A 17722-nucleotide genomic window follows, 5' to 3' on the forward strand; every position below is an offset into this window, starting at 1 on the left:
GTGTCACTGCCATGACACTCCAGGAATACCTACACCTTTGAGTGCGCCAAAATGTGAGTTTAGTTTTCTATTTTTAGCAGTTGGGAGAGCTGATTTGCGTGTTTTGGGGTGATCAGATCTGCGAGTGTATAGTTATCTAAATGAAGGAAAAAAGCCTCCATTGCTTGTGCAAATATTTGTTTAAGTTGACAGGCGGGGGTGATAACACATTGATTGTCATTACCAAAGCATTCCACCAACGTAGACCCTTGCTCTTGTAAGCGCACTAACTCACCAATGTTAATCTCGGCGGGATCTTTGCTTAAACGGATACCGCCATTCTTTCCTCTCGTCGCAATTAAATAGCCTCTATTACTTAGCTCTTGCACTACTTTCATGAGGTGATTTTTTGAGATTTCGTATTTTTCAGCGATCTCTTTAATGGTCACAAGCTCACCATTATGTAAGGCAGCAAAAATCAAAACACGCAGTGAATAATCTGTAAAACGAGTGACATTCATAGTGAGACTCTAAAATTTTAAATATGCATCTATTTTACATCTTTAATAAACGTGTGTAAACTTCTTAAAGATTCATTTCAAATGCATGTTTAAATAGGGGTGTTATATGAATTACTTAAATTGGCCTATCAGTAAAATTGCGACAGAAATTCCCGGTGCAACAGCACTCTTTTTTGCGCACCGAATAAACTTTTGTTGTCAGGGGCATCTGGTGTTGTCAGACGTTATCGAAAAACGAAATATTGATCGCGAAGAAATCATTTCAGACATAGAGGTTTTGCTAAGCAGGCAAACCGCTATTGATTACCACAACCTGAGTAATAAGGAATTGGTTGAGCATATTCTGACTCGCTATCACCGTGTTCACCGAGTACAGCTTGAAGAGTTGATACGTTTAAGTGAGCGTGTTGAAGAGGTGCATTTTGATAAGCCTAATTGTCCTAATGGTTTAGCGAATCATTTGAAGAATATGTATGTAGAGTTAGAAGATCATATGCAAAAAGAAGAGCTTATCCTCTTTCCAATGCTGCAAGCCGATACAATCCCTGCCATGGTCAGTGGACCAATTAGCGTAATGATGGCGGATCATGAAGCCCATATCGCAGAAATAGAGAAAATCTACCAATTAACAAATGATGTCACTTTGCATGCGGGAGCATGTAATACATGGACGGCTTTGTATTTAGGGTTGCAGGCATTTATTAGCGATTTGAATATGCATATTCATATTGAGAACGCTATTTTGTTCGCACGGGTTGAGGGACGATAGAAATGAGAGAATACAAAAAGTTATGGTGGACCTTGTTTGCTGTTCTTGCTGTTACATTTGCTATTTTGGGTTACTTTGGTAAAGAGGTATACCGAGTTGCCCCTCCTATAGCTGCAAAATATGTCACCACATCGGGGGAGCTGTACACAGGTAAAGAGGCGATTTTAGATGGTCAAACTGCATGGCAATCAGTAGGGGGAATGCAACTAGGCTCAATTTGGGGGCATGGTGCTTATCAAGCGCCTGACTGGACTGCTGATTGGCTTCACCGTGAGATTATTAATTGGTTAGATATTGCTGCACAAGCGCAATATGGTGTGCTTTTTGATGAGTTAACTGAGCAGCAAAAGCAACCATTGCTGTGGGAAGTAAAGAGAGAGTACCGCACTAATACGTATGATAAACAATCTGATACGGTTACTTTATCGACGCGTCGGATAGCGGCAATTAAGCAAACAGCGCAGTACTACAACGATTTGTTTGGAGGGGCTGAGGCATTACAGCAAACACGTAAAAACTATGCAATGAAAGAGGTGACACTTCCTGATCCTGAGCGTCGTCAGCGTCTAACTGAGTTCTTTTTTTGGACGGCATGGTCCGCATCGACAGAGCGCCCTGATGGGGATGCAACCTACACTAATAACTGGCCGCATGAGCCACTGATTGATAATAAACCGACCGCTGAAAACATTGTCTGGTCAATTGTTAGTGTTGTGATACTGATTGCAGGTGTCGGTGGATTGATTTGGGCATGGTCATTTTTACATAAAGACGAGGCTCCCCCTGAGGCTCCAAAAGACGATCCAATAGCGAGCTTTAATTTAACGCCTTCTCAAAAAGCATTAGGTAAGTATTTATTTTTAATTGTTGCTCTCTTTACGTTCCAGGTTTTATTGGGTGGATTTACTGCGCACTATACTGTTGAAGGGCAGGGATTTTATGGCATCAATACCTCAGAATGGTTTCCTTATAGCCTAGTAAGAACATGGCATATTCAATCGGCATTGTTTTGGATTGCGACAGGGTTTTTAGCTGCAGGTTTATTTTTAGCGCCGATTATTAACGGCGGTAAAGATCCTAAGTTTCAAAAAATAGGTGTTGATATTCTTTTCTGGGCGCTAATTATCGTCGTGGTTGGGTCATTTATCGGCAACTTTTTAGCCATCGCGCAAATTATGCCTCCCGAGTTAAGCTTTTGGTTGGGACATCAAGGGTACGAGTTTGTTGATTTAGGCCGACTTTGGCAGATTGGTAAATTTACAGGCGTCGCATTTTGGCTGCTGCTAATGTTACGTGCAATTGTTCCGGTATTTAAACAAGAAGGAGATAAAAACCTGCTGGCATTATTTACGGCTTCAGTGGTGGCAATCGGGCTGTTTTACGCTGCTGGGTTTTTCTATGGCGAACGAACGCATATTTCGGTAATGGAATACTGGCGTTGGTGGATTGTGCACCTATGGGTAGAAGGTTTCTTTGAGGTTTTTGCAACCGCTGCGCTGGCTTTTATTTTCTATAATATGGGTTTAGTCTCTAAACGTTCGGCAACAATTGCGTCATTGGCGTCTGCATCGCTGTTTTTATTAGGCGGTGTGCCAGGCACATTCCATCACTTATATTTCTCTGGTACAACGACCCCTGTAATGGCAGTGGGAGCAACCTTTAGTGCGCTGGAAGTCGTGCCGTTAATTGTGCTTGGTCATGAAGCGTGGGAGCATTATAAATTAAAAAACCGTACTCCATGGATGCTAAAAATAAAGTGGCCATTAATGTTTTTTGTCGCTGTCGCGTTTTGGAATATGTTAGGGGCCGGCGTATTAGGGTTCTCAATTAATCCGCCTATTTCACTTTATTATGTACAAGGTCTTAATACGACGGCTACCCATGCTCATGCCGCATTATTTGGTGTGTATGGCTTTTTAGCTCTTGGCTTTACCTTGTTAGTACTGCGTTATATTCGTCCTAATCTTCAATTTGATGACACTTTAATGAAAACTGCTTTTTGGTGGATGAATATCGGTTTAGCGTTAATGCTATTTACCAGTTTATTACCTATTGGAATCATTCAGTTCTTTGCAAGTGCTTCTAAAGGGTTGTGGTATGCACGCTCTGAAGCGCTACTACAAAGTGACACCTTGGTGATACTAAGATGGGTAAGAACGGTTGGTGATGTGGTGTTTATTGTTGGCGCATTTGCCGTTAGTTGGCAAGTCGTTAAAGGGGTCTTTGCAAAGCAAAGCAAACCTGCAACCAAAATGCTTGAAGCGCAAGAGACACACTCACTGTAATAAATAGAATGAGGGTGAAGAAATAACTCACCCCCATTTTGGAATGTTATAAATGAACCTGCTCACCTTCATTTAAAATATACAGGGGGACAGGTTCATTCATGTTATGAGACATGTGTAGTAAACGCAGTAATGCTGAGTGACTTGAATGGTCGCCCATTTGCCAACTTGCATTACCATAACCCCATGGGATCATTACTTTACAACTTAATTCACGTGCTGCATTCAAGGCATCTTCGGGTGTGGTATGCACGTAGCGATACCATTTACCATTTTCTTCATGATAGTAAGATGCGATTGGCATTAAGCACACATCTATTTCACCATACTTTTGCTTAATATCGCTAAAATGCTGTGAGTAGCCGGTATCCCCTGCAAAAAATAGTGTGTTCCCATTTTGCTCAAGTAGCCAACCATTCCATAAATCTTTGTTGTTATCTTCGTAGATAAATGGCACTAACACACGACTGCTAAAATGGTGCGCTGGCACAGCATGTATTGTTAAATCATTAATTGGGGTGCTGGCATACCACGCCATCTCACTAATATTAAAACCACCTGTTGGAAAGTTATCAGCGACGCCTAGGGGCACTAAATAGCGGGGCTGATTGCCAATTTCTTCGATGTCGGCTTTATTGAAGTGGTCGTAGTGGATGTGTGAATACATGACAGCATCAATCTGGTTTAGCTCATTTTTTGTGGGCCAAAATCCGGGGTTGCGATACATGCCGCCAGCAAGCTTAAAGGCTAAATCGACCGGTGAATCAAACTGCTCTTTGACGGGGTCAAATAGCAGGTGCTCGCCGTTAGGTGTCTCAATCATAAAGCTGGCATGTCCAAGCCAACGTACAGTAAAACCGGTGTTAATCGACACTGGATTCTGCTGACCTTGATATAAACAGTGTAAAGGAGTGTCATTACATTGAAGTAACTCGGTCTCGGGATAGCAATCATCAGTACAGGTTGTTGGGTAGTGTTTATCACCGGGATACAGGTTGTGATAGCGACCAGCTCGCTCACCTTCATTGTGCAAAGGTATAACAGACTCTTGCCCTGCTATAACATTAACTGTGTTTGGACTACTGCAGGCACTGAGTAGCGCCGCAGCAATTATAACTTTAAGGTGGTTCTGCATAAGGTGACTAACTTTTAAACTTTGCGCACAGTGTAGCAAATTAACATACCGGGTAAATCATCGAAAGGTAACAAGACGTAACAATAAAAAAGCCTACGATATTGTAGGCTTAGTGATTTAATTTATTTAAAAAATGTCGGTGCCGAGAGCATCTAACTGCTCACTGTGTTTACTCAAATTTTTAGCCCGCTTTATTCATTTGTTCAATGAATTTATTTGAATCTTCAATCGACTTGTTCATATCGTCCATTAAGATTTTGATATCGCGTTTTAAATTAGTGAATTCACCTTTTATTGCTGTCACAGCTTGAGCATTCAAGTTATGTTTTAGATATAAAACATTGTCATGCAATGACGACAGGACGGGTTCCATTTTACTTTCGGCGCTGCGCATTGAACGAAGCAATTGGTCAAACTGGCGCTTCGTTGAATTAAGCTTTTTGCTGCTTTCACGCTTGAGAGAAGCGCTTTTGTACTGTTCTAGTTCGTCAGCCCACTCTTCAAAAAGTGCTTCGGCTACATCTTCAACTTTGTTGATATTACTGGTGACATCGTTCGCTGCCGCAAGGCTCGATTCATAATCATTATTAAGTTGAGTATAAGCTTCTTCGAGTTCACCGCCATCAAAGTTAATTAAGGTCGTTAACCTGTCTAGTGCAGATTGAAACTCTTCTTGCGACTCTTGCTGTGATTCTTTCGTTTCTTCAACACGGTCTACTAAAATATCGCGTTTATGCACTCCGACTGATTCCATGGCTGAGTAATAAGCTGACTGACAGCCTGATAATGCCATAGTAACTGCAAAGAGTGGTGCGCTTAAAAGTGTCAGTTTTTTCATTGAGTTCCCTTTTTAGATGCCTGTCGTTTCAAATTATGTGGTGGATTGCTATGATTATCAAAACATTTTAGCAGAAAGTTGGTTCTATGGATGAGAAACTCAGTCGTTATAAGTTGCAAATAAGTATTTTCTTAAAGCAGCAACCGGGTTGGTGGATGCAGTATTTGACCCGCTGTATTGATGATCAGATCACGGTTAATGCGGGTTACCTTGCTTATGTCACCTTATTATCCATTGTACCGTTAGTGGCTGTGGGGGTCGCGATATTCTCTGCATTTCCTGGCTTTGAAAGTACTCTCATTACCATTGAAAACTTTTTGTTCACTAATCTTGTGCCCACTTCCTCTGATGTCATTAAAGAGCATATCAGTGCGTTTGCGGGGAATGCGAATAAAATGACCGCCGTGGGGGTTGGCTTTTTGGCTGCGGTGTCGCTTTTATTGATCCGCAATGTTGATGCCACCCTGAATCGCATTTGGCGAATTAAGAAAAAACGCCCGATGATGATCTCATTTGCAGTGTATTGGATGGTATTAAGTTTGGGGCCGGTCTTGTTAGGAGCAAGTATTGGTGTGACGTCTTATATTGTTTCTTTGGTGTCGTTTGCCGATCAGGGGATACCTGGCTTCAGTGGATTTTTGTTAAAGCTTTTACCTTACATTATTTCCATGGTGGGCTTTATTATGCTCTATACTTTAGTTCCTAACACACGAGTTCCATTTAGAGCGGCAATTCCAGGGGCGCTGTTTGCAGCTATGTTATTTGAGCTGACAAAAAAAGGCTTTGCGCTGTATATCAGCCATTTCCCATCTTATGAAGTGATTTATGGGGCCCTTGCGACAATTCCTATTTTATTTGTATGGGTTTATTTGTCGTGGATTGTCGTATTACTCGGTGCAGAATTTACGGTCTGTATCAGCCCTGAGAAAATAGAAGACACTCCTGATATAGACATTTAAATACACTGCACCTAAGGAGAGCGAGGTGCAGTTATATCCACAGTACAATGCAAGTCGTGACTATCACTTAAGCGTGGGTGATGGGCATCAAATACATGTTCAAGAATACGGTGATCCTCAAGGCATGGTGGTTGTGTTATGTCATGGGGGGCCGGGGGCGGGTCTTCGGCCTGAAAATTGCCGATTTTTCGATCCCGCACGTTATCGGGTGATCATGTTTAGCCAACGCGGCTGTGGTCACTCAACGCCGCACGCAACTAAGGCAAATACCACCTTGGACTTAGTCGCCGATCTGGAGTTTTTGCGTTCCCAATTAGGTATTAACAAATGGCTTGTGTGTGGCGAATCGTGGGGGGCGACGCTTGCCTTAGTGTACGCGATTCATCACCGTGAACACGTGGCAGGACTCATCTTGCGTGCCAGCTTTTTAGCCTGTGACAGTGACTTTGAGTGGCTTTACACGACGCGTGGAGCTGGTGCTCACTTTTATCCCGAATGTTTTAAAGCGTTTGCTCATCAGTATTCTAACTGGCATGAATTACTTGATTTTTACCATGCGCAGTTAACCTGTGATGATCAAATCAAGGCCAGTAAGTATGCTAAGCGTTGGTGTCAATGGGAGCAGGTACTTTGTCATGGTGAACCATTAATAAACTGGAGTTTACATGAACCTCATGTTGGCCTAAACCAAGCTACGCTCATGGTGCATTATTTTCGACATCATTGCTTTATCGAAGAAAAATTTATAGCAGAAAACTGCAAAGAACTTGCTCATTTACCTATTTGGTTTATTCATGGCCGTGCTGATTTAGTGTGCAGGTACAGTGCGGTACAACAGTTAGCAGAGCAGCTTAATGCGCAATTACTTATTTTAGATGGGGTTGGGCACAGCAGTGATAATCAGGTATATTTGGCGGCCATGCGACGTGCCGCAGATTTAATGTATATCAAGTTATCGAGGGATCAATGCAAGGCTTAATTCAAAGAGTAACCCAGGCTAAAGTTGAGGTAGATGGGGAAGTTGTTGGTGAAATATCAAAAGGTATTCTGTTGTTATTAGGGGTTGAAAAACATGACACGGAGCAATCGGCAGAAAAGCTTTTGCACAAGGTGAGTAATTACCGTATTTTTACTGATCAGCAAGGAAAAATGAATTTAAGCTTGCAAGACATCCAAGGTGAGCTATTAGTTGTGTCGCAGTTTACGTTGGCTGCTGATACCAAAAAGGGGATGCGGCCAAGCTTTTCAAGTGCAGCTACCCCAGCGCAAGCCAATGCGTTGTACGAATATTTTGTAGAAAAAGCCAAAGCGGCCGATTTACGAGTTGCCACAGGGCAGTTTGCTGCTGATATGCAGGTAAGCTTGTGTAATGATGGGCCCGTTACTTTTAACTTATCTGTGTGATTACTTTCTGATCATAACGATATGATTAACGTAGTTGGGTATTTTTTCAATACTTGGGCGTTTACCAAATTCGGTGATCAGTAAATGCTCAAGTTGTTTTAATTGTGATGGATGATTCGATAAAAAATTAATAAACAAGTGGCCATTTTTAGCCATTGCAGCCCGAAGTTTTGCGTAAAATGCGTGTTTGTATAAAAACAGTGGCGCTTCTACCTCACTAAATAAATCTAAGATAATCCAATTGTATTCATTGCCTTGTTCTAACACCTGTTGGGCATCAAAACAGCGCAGGTTATTGGCATGGTTTCCGCCAAAATAGCGTTTATAGCAATGAATAATATCAGGGTTTTTGTCTACCGAAGTGAGTTGGCTTTGAGGGTAAGTGTGTTGTAGATAATTACGAATTGCACCACCCCCTAAGCCAAGTTCCAGCACTTTTTTAGGTGCTTCGAGTTCTTGCCAACGTTTTGCAAGGTATTGTAAATGTGGGAAAAATAATCGAGCTGGCCGGCGTTTTTCAATAACAGATTGCAAGGTTTCATTAATTAATAACCAACGTAGCTGATTTAGTTGCCTTACTTGAATACAGTCATTACCTTGTTTATGCCAGTAGATAAGCTGCCCGAGTCGGTGGCATTCCTCAATAAAACTGTGTTTCACTGCGCCACTGGGTTCTAAAAAATGTTCCATATTTCGGGCCTTTAGCGGTTGAATTACAAAAATAATACAATTATTTCAGCATAGACCAGCACACTTAAAGTGCCAATTGTGCAGTAGTTTTTACAGCCTTAAATAATAATTTAGGTTGGGTCACCAAAGTATTATTCCAACTTGAGTGAAGATCGCGTATCGTAATTTGCATTCGTCAGGCCACGTTAAAATAACAACAGACAGTGGCTTAACTATCACAGGAGTATTTATGTTTAAAGTGACCACCCCACAAAGTAGCGAAGATTGGCAAGCGTATTATTCATTGCGTTGGCAAGTTTTAAGAGCACCTTGGGGCGAGCCGCGTGGATCTGAGCAAGATGACTTAGAGCAAGACGCAGAGCACCGCTTTATCAAAAATAATGATGGCGAGGTATTGGGGGTAGCGCGTCTGCACTTCAATAATCATCAACAAGCACAAGTGCGTTATATGGCTGTGGCTGAGGGTAATCGTAATCAGCATATTGGTAGTCGTTTGTTGCATGAACTCGAAAAAATAGCATGGACACAAGATGCCGATGAATTAGTCTTATTTGCGCGTGAACGGGCGCTCGACTTCTATAAACGCCACGGTTATGAAGTAAAAGAAAAAGCACATTTGGCTTACAATGATGTACAGCATTGGAAAATGGTGAAACAAAAGCCGTCTGAGCCAGGTTGGTTCCGTCACCCTAATTGGACACAAGTGCTACAAAATACGTGGCGTGAATCAATTCCAATCAGTGATGCAATGGGGATTAAAGTTGAAAGTTATACTGACTGGCAGTTTACGACCCGTGCTGATTTAGATGCCAATTTAAACTTACATAACACGATGTTTGCCGGTTCCATATACAGTTTAGCGACATTAACAGGGTGGGGAGCAACCTATCTTGCATTAAAAGAAGCCGGTCTTGAGGGAAATATTGTGTTAGCTGATGCGAACATTAAATACCTAAAACCTCTCAATAACGATCCCCGAGGCCGTGTTGAGTTGCAAGGCTGCAAAGGGAAGTTAGCTGATTTAGAATCAAATGGTAAAGCAAGTTACCATGTCCCAGTGAATGTGTACGATGGCGATGTGTTAGTTGCTGAGTTTGAAGGGCACTTTATCGTAAAAAAATAGCATAGTTTTAGCCTTTAACAGCGGGCGCTAAGTTGCTCGCTGTTAAAGGCTCATAATGCGTTGCTTACAGTAAGTCTGTTAAAAGAATACCCACACCAAAACGCTCTATATCGGCATTGTAGTCAATTAGGCTCTCACCATAACCGTTGAAATATTGTGCGTAACCACGTAACCGTCCCCACAGCGGGAAAGACCAATCAAGTTGGATTGCACCGCGATTATCAGAATTTAAGTTATTACGCGACATAAAGCTAAATTCATGTTCGTTGTAGCGATACGCCCCAGAGAATTCAAAGTAGCCCATGTATTTGTAGATATCGGGGTTATCATCGCCGCGAGCTTTTAACTCGTTATCTTTTTTGTCTTCAGGAATGCGGTACCAAGGTTTAAAGCTAAATACAAAGCCGTTTTTTTCCCATAAAAAGTCAGCGTATATGCGATTCCATGAACGTGAGTTTGGCTGGCTGCGGCCATTAGACTGATGCGATGCACCAATGGCTATCGCCATTTCATCACCCCAAAGTACATGCTCAGGATCAAGGTAGTTTATCCAGAATATTTCAGGCTCGTAGTTGGTCTCGCGAAAGGGTGATGAAATATCTTTGTTATAAAACTGCCAAAATGATTGCATGGTAAAAGCAAAAAATACGCCTTGGTCTTTATCAGAAAAGCCCTCAAAAATAGGCACTTTTATTGATAATTGATATTTAACTTCTAGGTTATCAAGTGGCTCGCCATCGGCGTCATCAGCCAACTCTTTTAAACCATCAAACGGGCGAACATTCGGATCAGACACATAAGAAAGTGGTAAAATGTAATTACGTTTATGGGGGGTGATTACATTGCGGTTCTTTTTACTCACTTCTTCACGCGCTTTACGCTTATCCAGAGCTGTCAGCTTTTTGCTTTCGTCTAGATCGGAGCATTTCTTGCGCAGCTGTTCGAGAGTTTGCTGACCATCTCCGCCAATCGCTTCATTTAATATACATTGCTTAACTAATTCGAGCGCATCATCTTGCTCATTCGTATTTTGCTCTTCGGTTTGGGCTAAAACAGGTACGGAAAATAAACTCGCGGCAACTAGCCAAATACGCCATCCCATTGCGATTCCTTTAAATAGATGTAGAAGTGTGATCAGTATAGTGATTTTTACATAACTCGCCGTGAACTTGTACTGAATTGTGGACAAATGTTATCTCTACCGCTTAATCGGCGAGTTTAAACACGGTTTAGGTAAGGTGGAATTGACAGAGGCGAGGACTTGTTAAACGCTATTGTAAATAGAGAGCCCCAAGCTAGGCTTGGGGCTCTAATATAACGGCCTTTGGATAGAATCCTGTTGGCCGTTGACTCTCACGCAATGAGAAGGAATGAGCTCTGGGTTTAATCACAGCTCAAAGACATTGGTAAAGAACTTATAAAGCTCAGTACCTTGGTTTACGCTCGCTGATGCGAAATGCAATATTGCAATCGCGTCTTTATCAAAACTGAGTGTTTGCAGTGGTTGTTCACATAAGTAGCGCTCCATACGTAAAATATGGGCTATCGGCTCACCTGCTTTGATATGACCGCCTAACGGTGCTAAGTACTCGACCATACCGCCCATCGGGGCGTAGTAAGCAATGTAGTCATCGAGCATACAACCGTAACGAGTCATCGCTTTAGGCTGATACGCTGCATCAACAAATACACCTTTATGAGTCAAGTAGCTTAAAATACTGTGTGCATCTTCAAGGGCGGCACTCAAATCAATTTTTTCTTGGCTGCCAAGCTCAACAGTAAAAGCCTCGACCTGTACTGAAAGTTCGCGTCCGTATTTAGTAAGCTCTTCAGATAAAGACCACCACGGGCAAAAGCTTGCTTCATCCATCGCACCCCCAAAGTCATTAGGTATGAGCAATACATGTTCAATATTGAAGTATTGTGCGCTGTTTTTGGCATACTCTGGACAATATAGGTGCTGGCTTGAGATTGGGCCTGTGTGAAGGTCTAATACGATGTCGGCTTGATGTGCCAACTTTTGTAAGTTGAGCGCGATACGTTTACCCGTTGTTAAGCTGTAATCTGGGCCGTTTAGTTGTGCATTGATATCTGCGACTAACGCGTCTTTAAGAGCACTTCTGATCGTGTCTTCATTGCTTGATGCATGCTGCTCTGCAATCTGGGCAGGTAACGCGTTGTTAAAGCGATACATACGGTTCCAGTTGGTCCCTGTGATGGGATCAAAACGACCTAATGTAAATTCCCCCGACTTTTGGTTGCAGCCAATCGGATTTGCATAAGGGACAAGTGTGATATCACCGCGCAGTTTAAGCGTTTTTAATTGTTCAAGTAGCTGGTAAATAACGGCATTACCTTGTACTTCTGCACCATGCATGTTGGCCTGAATGTAAACGCTTGGGCCACTTCCATCGCCTTTTAAGCGATAGACTGGGATGGTCAATGGTAAGCCATTCGCAATTTCGCCGACGACAATGTTTTCTTGGCTAATTAAATCTTTACTCATGGTGATTACCTTAAATAATAGCTGGCATCTTCAGCGCTGCGGATACATTCAATGTTGCCTTGCTCAATGACGTATTCGGCAGCAAGTTCATGGCATAAAAAGTACGGCATACTCTCTGTGAAACCATAAGCACCACATTGACTGAATATGAGCCAGTCATGTTCATCTACGTCATTCGCTAATGTATGTTCACCTAAACAATCAAGCGCGGTACAAAGTGGACCATAGAGTGTCATTGTTGTCAGTGAAGCCTGTGATTCACGCAATACTGTAACTGGGAAGTCTTGGTTTGTGACCGCAGGACGAAGCAGGTGATTAATCCCGCCCGATAAAATCACTTGCTGTTGGCCATAGTTTTCTTTTCGCTCAACCACAGGTGTTGCGTAATGACCACATTCACCTACGGCATAACGGCCTAATTCCATCCAAAGTTCCGCTACACCGGCTTGAGCTTTAATGCTGGCAAGGGTCTCGATAAGTGCTGACCAGTCTAATCGGTTGGCATCTTGAGTATAAGGGATGCCTAAGCCGCCCCCTAAATCGAGTATGTTAAGTTCAATCCGTAATGCACGTGCTAGTTGCTGTAATGGCTGGATCATAGCGCGCCAAAGCGCTGCCAGTTTGTCAGTGCTGAGCATGTTGCCCCACTGAAAAATATGCAAACCATCAACCTTAAGTGCTGGGTAGTCATTGACATTAAGCGCGTGCCACTCTTCACAACCAAGGCCAAAAGGAGTGAGGCTATCGCCACCAAGCGGGTTCTTTTCGCTGTCTGGCCAGCGAAGTTGTACACGCAATAATACTTGCAGTTGGCAGTTAGCTTTTGTGGCTTGCTCGTTTAGCCAACGGACTTGGTTAATGCTCTCGGCGACGAAAATACGCACACCTCGCGCAATATAATGACTAATTTGTGCAGGGCTCTTTGCTGGCCCTGTGTTGAGCACGCGCTCGCTATTGATGCCTTGAGCAAGTACTTGCTCAAGTTCACCTTTACTCGCCACATCAAAATTAAACCCCGCACTGTCTAAACACTGAATAATGCGAGACAGGGGATTAGCCTTAACGGCATACCACAGTTTCACATCGGTTTGGGCAGTGAGTTGTTTTAAATGTGTCGTTAATTTATCAAGGTCATAGATAAAAAATGGCGTATCAAGGTGCGCTGAAACTTGTTCAACTGCTTGCTTGATGGGCGTGCTCAAAAAGCTCATTAACGTAAAACCTCTTCTAATAACAATGACGCGTCACTTTGTTCGTCACGGTATTTTACGATGAGCGCACATGACATGCTGAGGCCTTGCTCGCGAGCCCATGCATTGGAAGCAGGGCGAGAGCCTGGGATCACAATAGCGTACTCAGGGATTGGTTCGCCTTTTTCTAATTGGCGTTCGTTCACGCAATCATAGACTGGAATGGTCGCAGACAAGCGGACTCCCGGTGCAAGCACTGCGCCTTTTTTAACGACAACGCCCTCTACAATCACACAACCTGCGCCGATAAATGCATCATCTTCAATAACCACAGGACTGGCACCAATTGGTTCAAGTACGCCACCTAACTGAACCGCTGCGCTCAGATGAACATTTTTACCCACTTGTGCACATGACCCTACTAAAGCGTGGCTATCGACCATAGTCCCTTCATCAATAAATGCTCCGATGTTTACATATGCGGGTGGCATAATGATCGTGCCCTTAGCAACGTGCGCACCTCGGCGAACACTGCTACCGCCAGGGACCATACGCACACCTGCATCTGCGGCAAAGCCTTGAGGGGCTAAATTGTGTTTATCAACAAATCCACCAGGAAACTCCGTGTTTGTGCCATTTTTAAAGGCCTCTAAAATGCCTTGTTTTACTTCAATATTGGCATGCCAGTTGCCATTCTCGTCTTGTGTTGCGGCACGTACTGTGCCCGATTCTAAGTTATTTAATAATGCTAACCAGCTCATGATAAAACCTGTTTTTAGTTCCAAGATAAAATTGTGTTGTTTGCGTGGGTGATGCTGTCTGTATGCTCAAGCTCTAAATGAGTCAGCGGTGGACGTAATTGCGGGGTGTTTATTCTACCTTGCAGGTGCATCAGTACTTTTACGGGAATTGGGTTTGCGACAGCAAATAAGCTTTGAATTGCGCTAGACCAATCGGTGAATAAATTGGGATGTTGACCACTTAAACTTCGTTTAACAAACTCATGAGTTTGACTTGGCCATGCATTCGCCGCCACTGACACTAAGCCTTTAGCACCCGCTTGCGCAAAATATGGCATCAGTGCATCGTCACCACTAAAAATGGCGAGCTTAGGTGAGGCCGTTCTAAAGCCTTCAAATTTGCCGATGTCACCACTGGCTTCTTTAAGTGCCCACAGGTTTTTATGATCGGCGAGGTTTTTAATGACGGTAGGTGAAATCTCAACAGCACTGCGTCCAGGTACGTTGTATAGCATACATGGGTGTTTACTCGCATTTAGTAAGCTTTCAAACCAATGAGTTTGGCCAATAACGCCAGGCTTTGCATACAGTGGTGAACCTAACAAGTAGCCATGAATAGGCAGTTGATTGCAGTACTCGACCCACGCAACTTGTTGCTTAAGGTTCATACCACCAACGGCAACCATAAGCGGTACGCTAGGGGTTAGCTGGCATACGTGCTCAACAATGGCTTGTTGTTCTTTGAGTGAAAGAGCAAGCCCTTCACCGGTACTGCCCAGCAATAAAATACCATTGTTGGCAGCTTGTTGTTCAGCCACAAGCTGTTCAAGGGCGATGTAGTCTACCTCGCCAGATTCAGAAAATGGCGTGATTAGCGCTGTCCATAATGGATAGTCGTTTAAATCAAAATTGTTGATCATCTCTCACGAACTTATAAGGTATTCGAAGAGTCAGTACGGAAACAATTGAATGGAGCCGCATGTCGTCATTCGAACAAGGTATAATTCGAAGAGCGAATGGGCTTAAAATAATAAAGACGCGACGGCCTTATTATACTAAGACCAGAAGCTCTCCACCAAACTTATCAATAGCATTGCTATTGTTGGTGACAGTCGCTGGGATTCAGCCCAGTCGCCCGAAATAAGCACCTCACAAACGGTGTTACTTCTCGGCGTTAATTTCCCCTCACGTATGATCAACAGAGTCTGTGCTCTTCCCATACGCTACCTGAATAACGCACCTCTTCCAGCCCTTTATGCTCGCTTTAACGTTAAAGCCAACATAATGAAATAGGGTATTGGCGCTGATTAAAGCATTTTAGCCTTCTAGGTGTCAAGGCGGTGGATTTGTTTTTTATTGACCAATTAAGCAATCGGGTTACGTATAACTTCGTTTTTACGTACACTTAGAACGAAGCAGACGAATTGGAAGAATGATGGAAAAGTTTACCGACATTTATCAACGAGCCGTTAAAAGAAAAGGCAGTGAAGAAATGCTGCATGCACTGTTATCAAACCCGCTCGATGATGCTGATATTGCTAACATAGCGGATGATTTATGGTTGGAGGAGTTCACTCGTAAGGTATTTCAAAGTGGATTCTATTGGTCTGTAATCAATAATAAATGGGCGGGGTTTCGTGAAGTATTTTGGGACTTTAGCGTCGAAAAACTATTGATGATGCCACCTGATATGCTCGAACAAAAAGCGATGGATGAGCGAATTATTCGCAATTTCAAAAAAGTGCAAACAATTCCTGAAAATGCTTACATGATCCATGAAGTCGCTGAAAAAAATGCAAGCTTTAGCCAATTTATTGCACAGTGGCCCAGCGACAACATTATTGGTTTATGGGCTTACTTGAAGAAGCATGGCGCACGCTTAGGCGGGAACACCGGCCCTTATGCGTTGCGCGCGATGGGAAAAGATACCTTTTTGCTCTCGCGAGATGTGGAAAGTTATCTTCGTGCTCATCAGCTCATTGATGGGGGATTGCAGACCAAAAAATCACAGCAAGCGGCGCAGAACTTTTTCAATGAACTACAGCAGCAAAGTGGTTATAGCCTGCAAGCACTGAGTCAATTAGTTGCTTATGGAGTGGGTGATAACCGAGTAGGCATTGCAACACCCTAAGGAATAATATGAAACTGCACACCCGATATACAGACATTAGTGATCTGTTAGCAATTGAAGACACCCCAACAGCGGTTTCTGACCCGAACTTATTGCTATTTAATGCTAATTTAGCCCGCGAGTTTGACATTAGCACTGACCCTGAGTTTTTAGCAAAACGTTTAAGTGGCTCAGAGGTAGATAACGCTGTAAAGCCTGTGGCGCTTGGCTATTCGGGTCATCAATTCGGTCATTTTTCGCCGCGTTTGGGGGATGGTCGTGCGCACTTGCTTGGTGCCATTGAAGATAAACATGGCGCATTATGGGATTTGCAATTAAAAGGTGCAGGTGCAACGGTTTTTTCGCGTGGGGGAGATGGTCGTTGTGCACTAGGCCCTGCCATACGTGAATATATCATGAGTGAAGCCTTGGCGGCCTTAGATATTGCAACTACCCGTTGCCTTGCTGTTGTAACGACTGGAGAAACTGTTTACCGACAACCCCCACGACCCGGTGCCGTTGTAACGCGTGTCGCGAATAGCCATATCCGTGTTGGTTCATTTCAATATTTAGCAACTCAGGGTGATATTGAAGGACTTGAAAAGTTAGTTGAATACGCAATTAGTTGTCATTTTCCTGATATTAAAAGTGAAGGTGAGCAGCGTATTACAGACTTTTTAGCGGCGGTAATCGATAAGCAGATTGAGCTTGTTGTGGGCTGGATGCGAATTGGGTTTATTCATGGTGTGATGAACACAGATAACACATTAATTAGTGGTGAAACCATTGATTATGGCCCGTGTGCAATGATGAATCAGTTTGATTTAGAAACAGTTTTTAGCTCTATTGACCACCAAGGACGTTATGCTTTTGGTAATCAACCAACTATTGCAAATTGGAATTGCGCGCGTCTTGCAGAAAGCTTATTACCGCTTTTTAAAGATGAGGAACGTGCGCTCAGTGAATTATCAGCGATTATAAATGGCTTTGCTGCTAAGTTTAACACGGCATTTGATACCATGTGGCGACTAAAGTTAGGTTTAGATGGCGAGCAGGCAGGCGATCAAGCATTAGTTTCAGAGTTACTCACTTTGATGAAACAACATAAACTTGATTACACGAACACATTTAATGCGCTGACAGAGTCATTACGAACAGATTTCCCGCTCCCGGGTAGTTTAAAAGAATGGCTTTGTAAATGGCGGTTAAGAACTTCGGGTGAAAGTTACGGAGTGATGCGCGCTGTTAATCCTGCAGTCATTCCACGTAATCATAATATTGAAATGATCTTGACTGAATATGAGCAAACGGGCACGAGTTCATCGATAGGTGAGTTGTTGAAAGTCTTAGAAAACCCGTATAGCTATGAAGAGCGATTAGCAGCGTGGTACCAGCCCCCTCATGATGGGGATAGTCATTACCAGACTTTTTGTGGTACTTAAGGGCGATGTTGAACAATATATTGCAGCTGTA

At 43.0% G+C, this 17722-nt stretch carries 17 protein-coding genes and 1 riboswitch; of the genes, 8 read left to right on the forward strand and 9 right to left on the reverse strand.

Annotated elements, in window-relative coordinates; translation table 11 throughout:
* Positions 1 to 59: 59 nt before the first annotated feature.
* Positions 60 to 500: an Rrf2 family transcriptional regulator gene (locus tag D0907_RS01295; RefSeq protein WP_118843921.1), complete on the reverse strand. Its 441-nt coding sequence runs from the start codon at positions 498 to 500 to the stop codon at positions 60 to 62.
* 106 nt (positions 501 to 606) lie between these two features.
* Between D0907_RS01295 and D0907_RS01300 the strand changes: the two genes are divergently transcribed.
* The gene (locus D0907_RS01300) at positions 607 to 1269 is read left to right on the forward strand and encodes a DUF542 domain-containing protein (protein WP_036974150.1); all 663 of its coding nucleotides are present in this window, start codon (positions 607 to 609) and stop codon (positions 1267 to 1269) included.
* Positions 1270 to 1271: 2 nt separating this feature from the next.
* Positions 1272 to 3554, forward strand: coding sequence for a nitric-oxide reductase large subunit (locus D0907_RS01305; RefSeq protein ID WP_118843922.1), 2283 nt, complete (start codon positions 1272 to 1274; stop codon positions 3552 to 3554).
* A 46-nt stretch (positions 3555 to 3600) separates the two neighbouring features.
* Here D0907_RS01305 and D0907_RS01310 read toward each other — a convergent pair whose 3' ends face one another.
* A complete protein-coding gene (locus tag D0907_RS01310; RefSeq protein WP_118843923.1) occupies positions 3601 to 4689 on the reverse strand; it encodes an MBL fold metallo-hydrolase in 1089 nt (362 codons plus the stop codon).
* 181 nt (positions 4690 to 4870) lie between these two features.
* A complete protein-coding gene (locus D0907_RS01315; protein ID WP_036974143.1) occupies positions 4871 to 5527 on the reverse strand; it encodes a DUF2959 domain-containing protein in 657 nt (218 codons plus the stop codon).
* A gap of 86 nt (positions 5528 to 5613) precedes the next feature.
* Between D0907_RS01315 and D0907_RS01320 the strand changes: the two genes are divergently transcribed.
* The 3 genes from D0907_RS01320 to dtd are packed head-to-tail and all read left to right on the forward strand — an operon-like array spanning position 5614 to position 7890.
* Positions 5614 to 6486 carry a virulence factor BrkB family protein gene (locus D0907_RS01320; protein WP_036974141.1) on the forward strand — a complete coding sequence of 291 codons (873 nt, stop codon included), beginning with the start codon at positions 5614 to 5616 and terminating at the stop codon, positions 6484 to 6486.
* 25 nt (positions 6487 to 6511) lie between these two features.
* The gene (locus tag D0907_RS01325; RefSeq protein WP_074989654.1) at positions 6512 to 7465 is read left to right on the forward strand and encodes an alpha/beta fold hydrolase; all 954 of its coding nucleotides are present in this window, start codon (positions 6512 to 6514) and stop codon (positions 7463 to 7465) included.
* A complete protein-coding gene (dtd, locus tag D0907_RS01330) occupies positions 7453 to 7890 on the forward strand; it encodes a D-aminoacyl-tRNA deacylase (protein WP_075594176.1) in 438 nt (145 codons plus the stop codon). The genes D0907_RS01325 and dtd overlap by 13 nt, the downstream gene beginning before the upstream one ends.
* Here the strand turns inward: dtd and D0907_RS01335 are convergent, their stop codons facing one another.
* A complete protein-coding gene (locus D0907_RS01335; protein ID WP_036974135.1) occupies positions 7891 to 8580 on the reverse strand; it encodes a spermidine synthase in 690 nt (229 codons plus the stop codon).
* Between the two features lie 229 nt (positions 8581 to 8809).
* On the opposite strand from D0907_RS01335, the gene D0907_RS01340 reads away from it, so the two are divergent.
* Complete coding sequence (locus D0907_RS01340) at positions 8810 to 9703, forward strand: bifunctional GNAT family N-acetyltransferase/hotdog fold thioesterase (RefSeq protein ID WP_036974132.1); 894 nt, start codon at positions 8810 to 8812, stop codon at positions 9701 to 9703.
* 64 nt (positions 9704 to 9767) lie between these two features.
* Here D0907_RS01340 and D0907_RS01345 read toward each other — a convergent pair whose 3' ends face one another.
* From D0907_RS01345 to dapA, 5 genes are all read right to left on the reverse strand, one after another.
* Positions 9768 to 10805, reverse strand: a complete 1038-nt coding sequence (locus D0907_RS01345) for a phospholipase A (protein WP_074989655.1) — start codon at positions 10803 to 10805, stop codon at positions 9768 to 9770.
* Between the two features lie 285 nt (positions 10806 to 11090).
* A complete protein-coding gene (locus tag D0907_RS01350) occupies positions 11091 to 12209 on the reverse strand; it encodes a succinylglutamate desuccinylase/aspartoacylase family protein (RefSeq protein WP_074989656.1) in 1119 nt (372 codons plus the stop codon).
* 5 nt (positions 12210 to 12214) lie between these two features.
* Positions 12215 to 13420, reverse strand: a complete 1206-nt coding sequence (locus tag D0907_RS01355) for a PLP-dependent decarboxylase (protein WP_118843924.1) — start codon at positions 13418 to 13420, stop codon at positions 12215 to 12217.
* Positions 13420 to 14160: a 2,3,4,5-tetrahydropyridine-2,6-dicarboxylate N-succinyltransferase gene (locus D0907_RS01360; protein ID WP_036974123.1), complete on the reverse strand. Its 741-nt coding sequence runs from the start codon at positions 14158 to 14160 to the stop codon at positions 13420 to 13422. The genes D0907_RS01355 and D0907_RS01360 overlap by 1 nt, the downstream gene beginning before the upstream one ends.
* A gap of 14 nt (positions 14161 to 14174) precedes the next feature.
* A complete protein-coding gene (dapA, locus tag D0907_RS01365) occupies positions 14175 to 15059 on the reverse strand; it encodes a 4-hydroxy-tetrahydrodipicolinate synthase (protein ID WP_074989658.1) in 885 nt (294 codons plus the stop codon).
* A 137-nt stretch (positions 15060 to 15196) separates the two neighbouring features.
* Positions 15197 to 15392: riboswitch (Lysine riboswitch) on the reverse strand.
* 182 nt (positions 15393 to 15574) lie between these two features.
* Between dapA and D0907_RS01370 the strand changes: the two genes are divergently transcribed.
* Both D0907_RS01370 and D0907_RS01375 read left to right on the forward strand, forming a co-directional pair.
* On the forward strand, positions 15575 to 16270 hold the full coding sequence (locus D0907_RS01370) for a DNA-3-methyladenine glycosylase I (protein ID WP_074989659.1): 696 nt from the start codon (positions 15575 to 15577) through the stop codon (positions 16268 to 16270).
* Between the two features lie 8 nt (positions 16271 to 16278).
* Entirely contained in the window at positions 16279 to 17691 is a 1413-nt protein-coding gene (locus D0907_RS01375) for a protein adenylyltransferase SelO (RefSeq protein ID WP_118843925.1), read from the forward strand.
* Positions 17692 to 17722 lie beyond the last annotated feature (31 nt).

It is taken from the genome of Pseudoalteromonas lipolytica, from assembly GCF_003515105.1.
Classification (GTDB): domain Bacteria; phylum Pseudomonadota; class Gammaproteobacteria; order Enterobacterales; family Alteromonadaceae; genus Pseudoalteromonas; species Pseudoalteromonas lipolytica.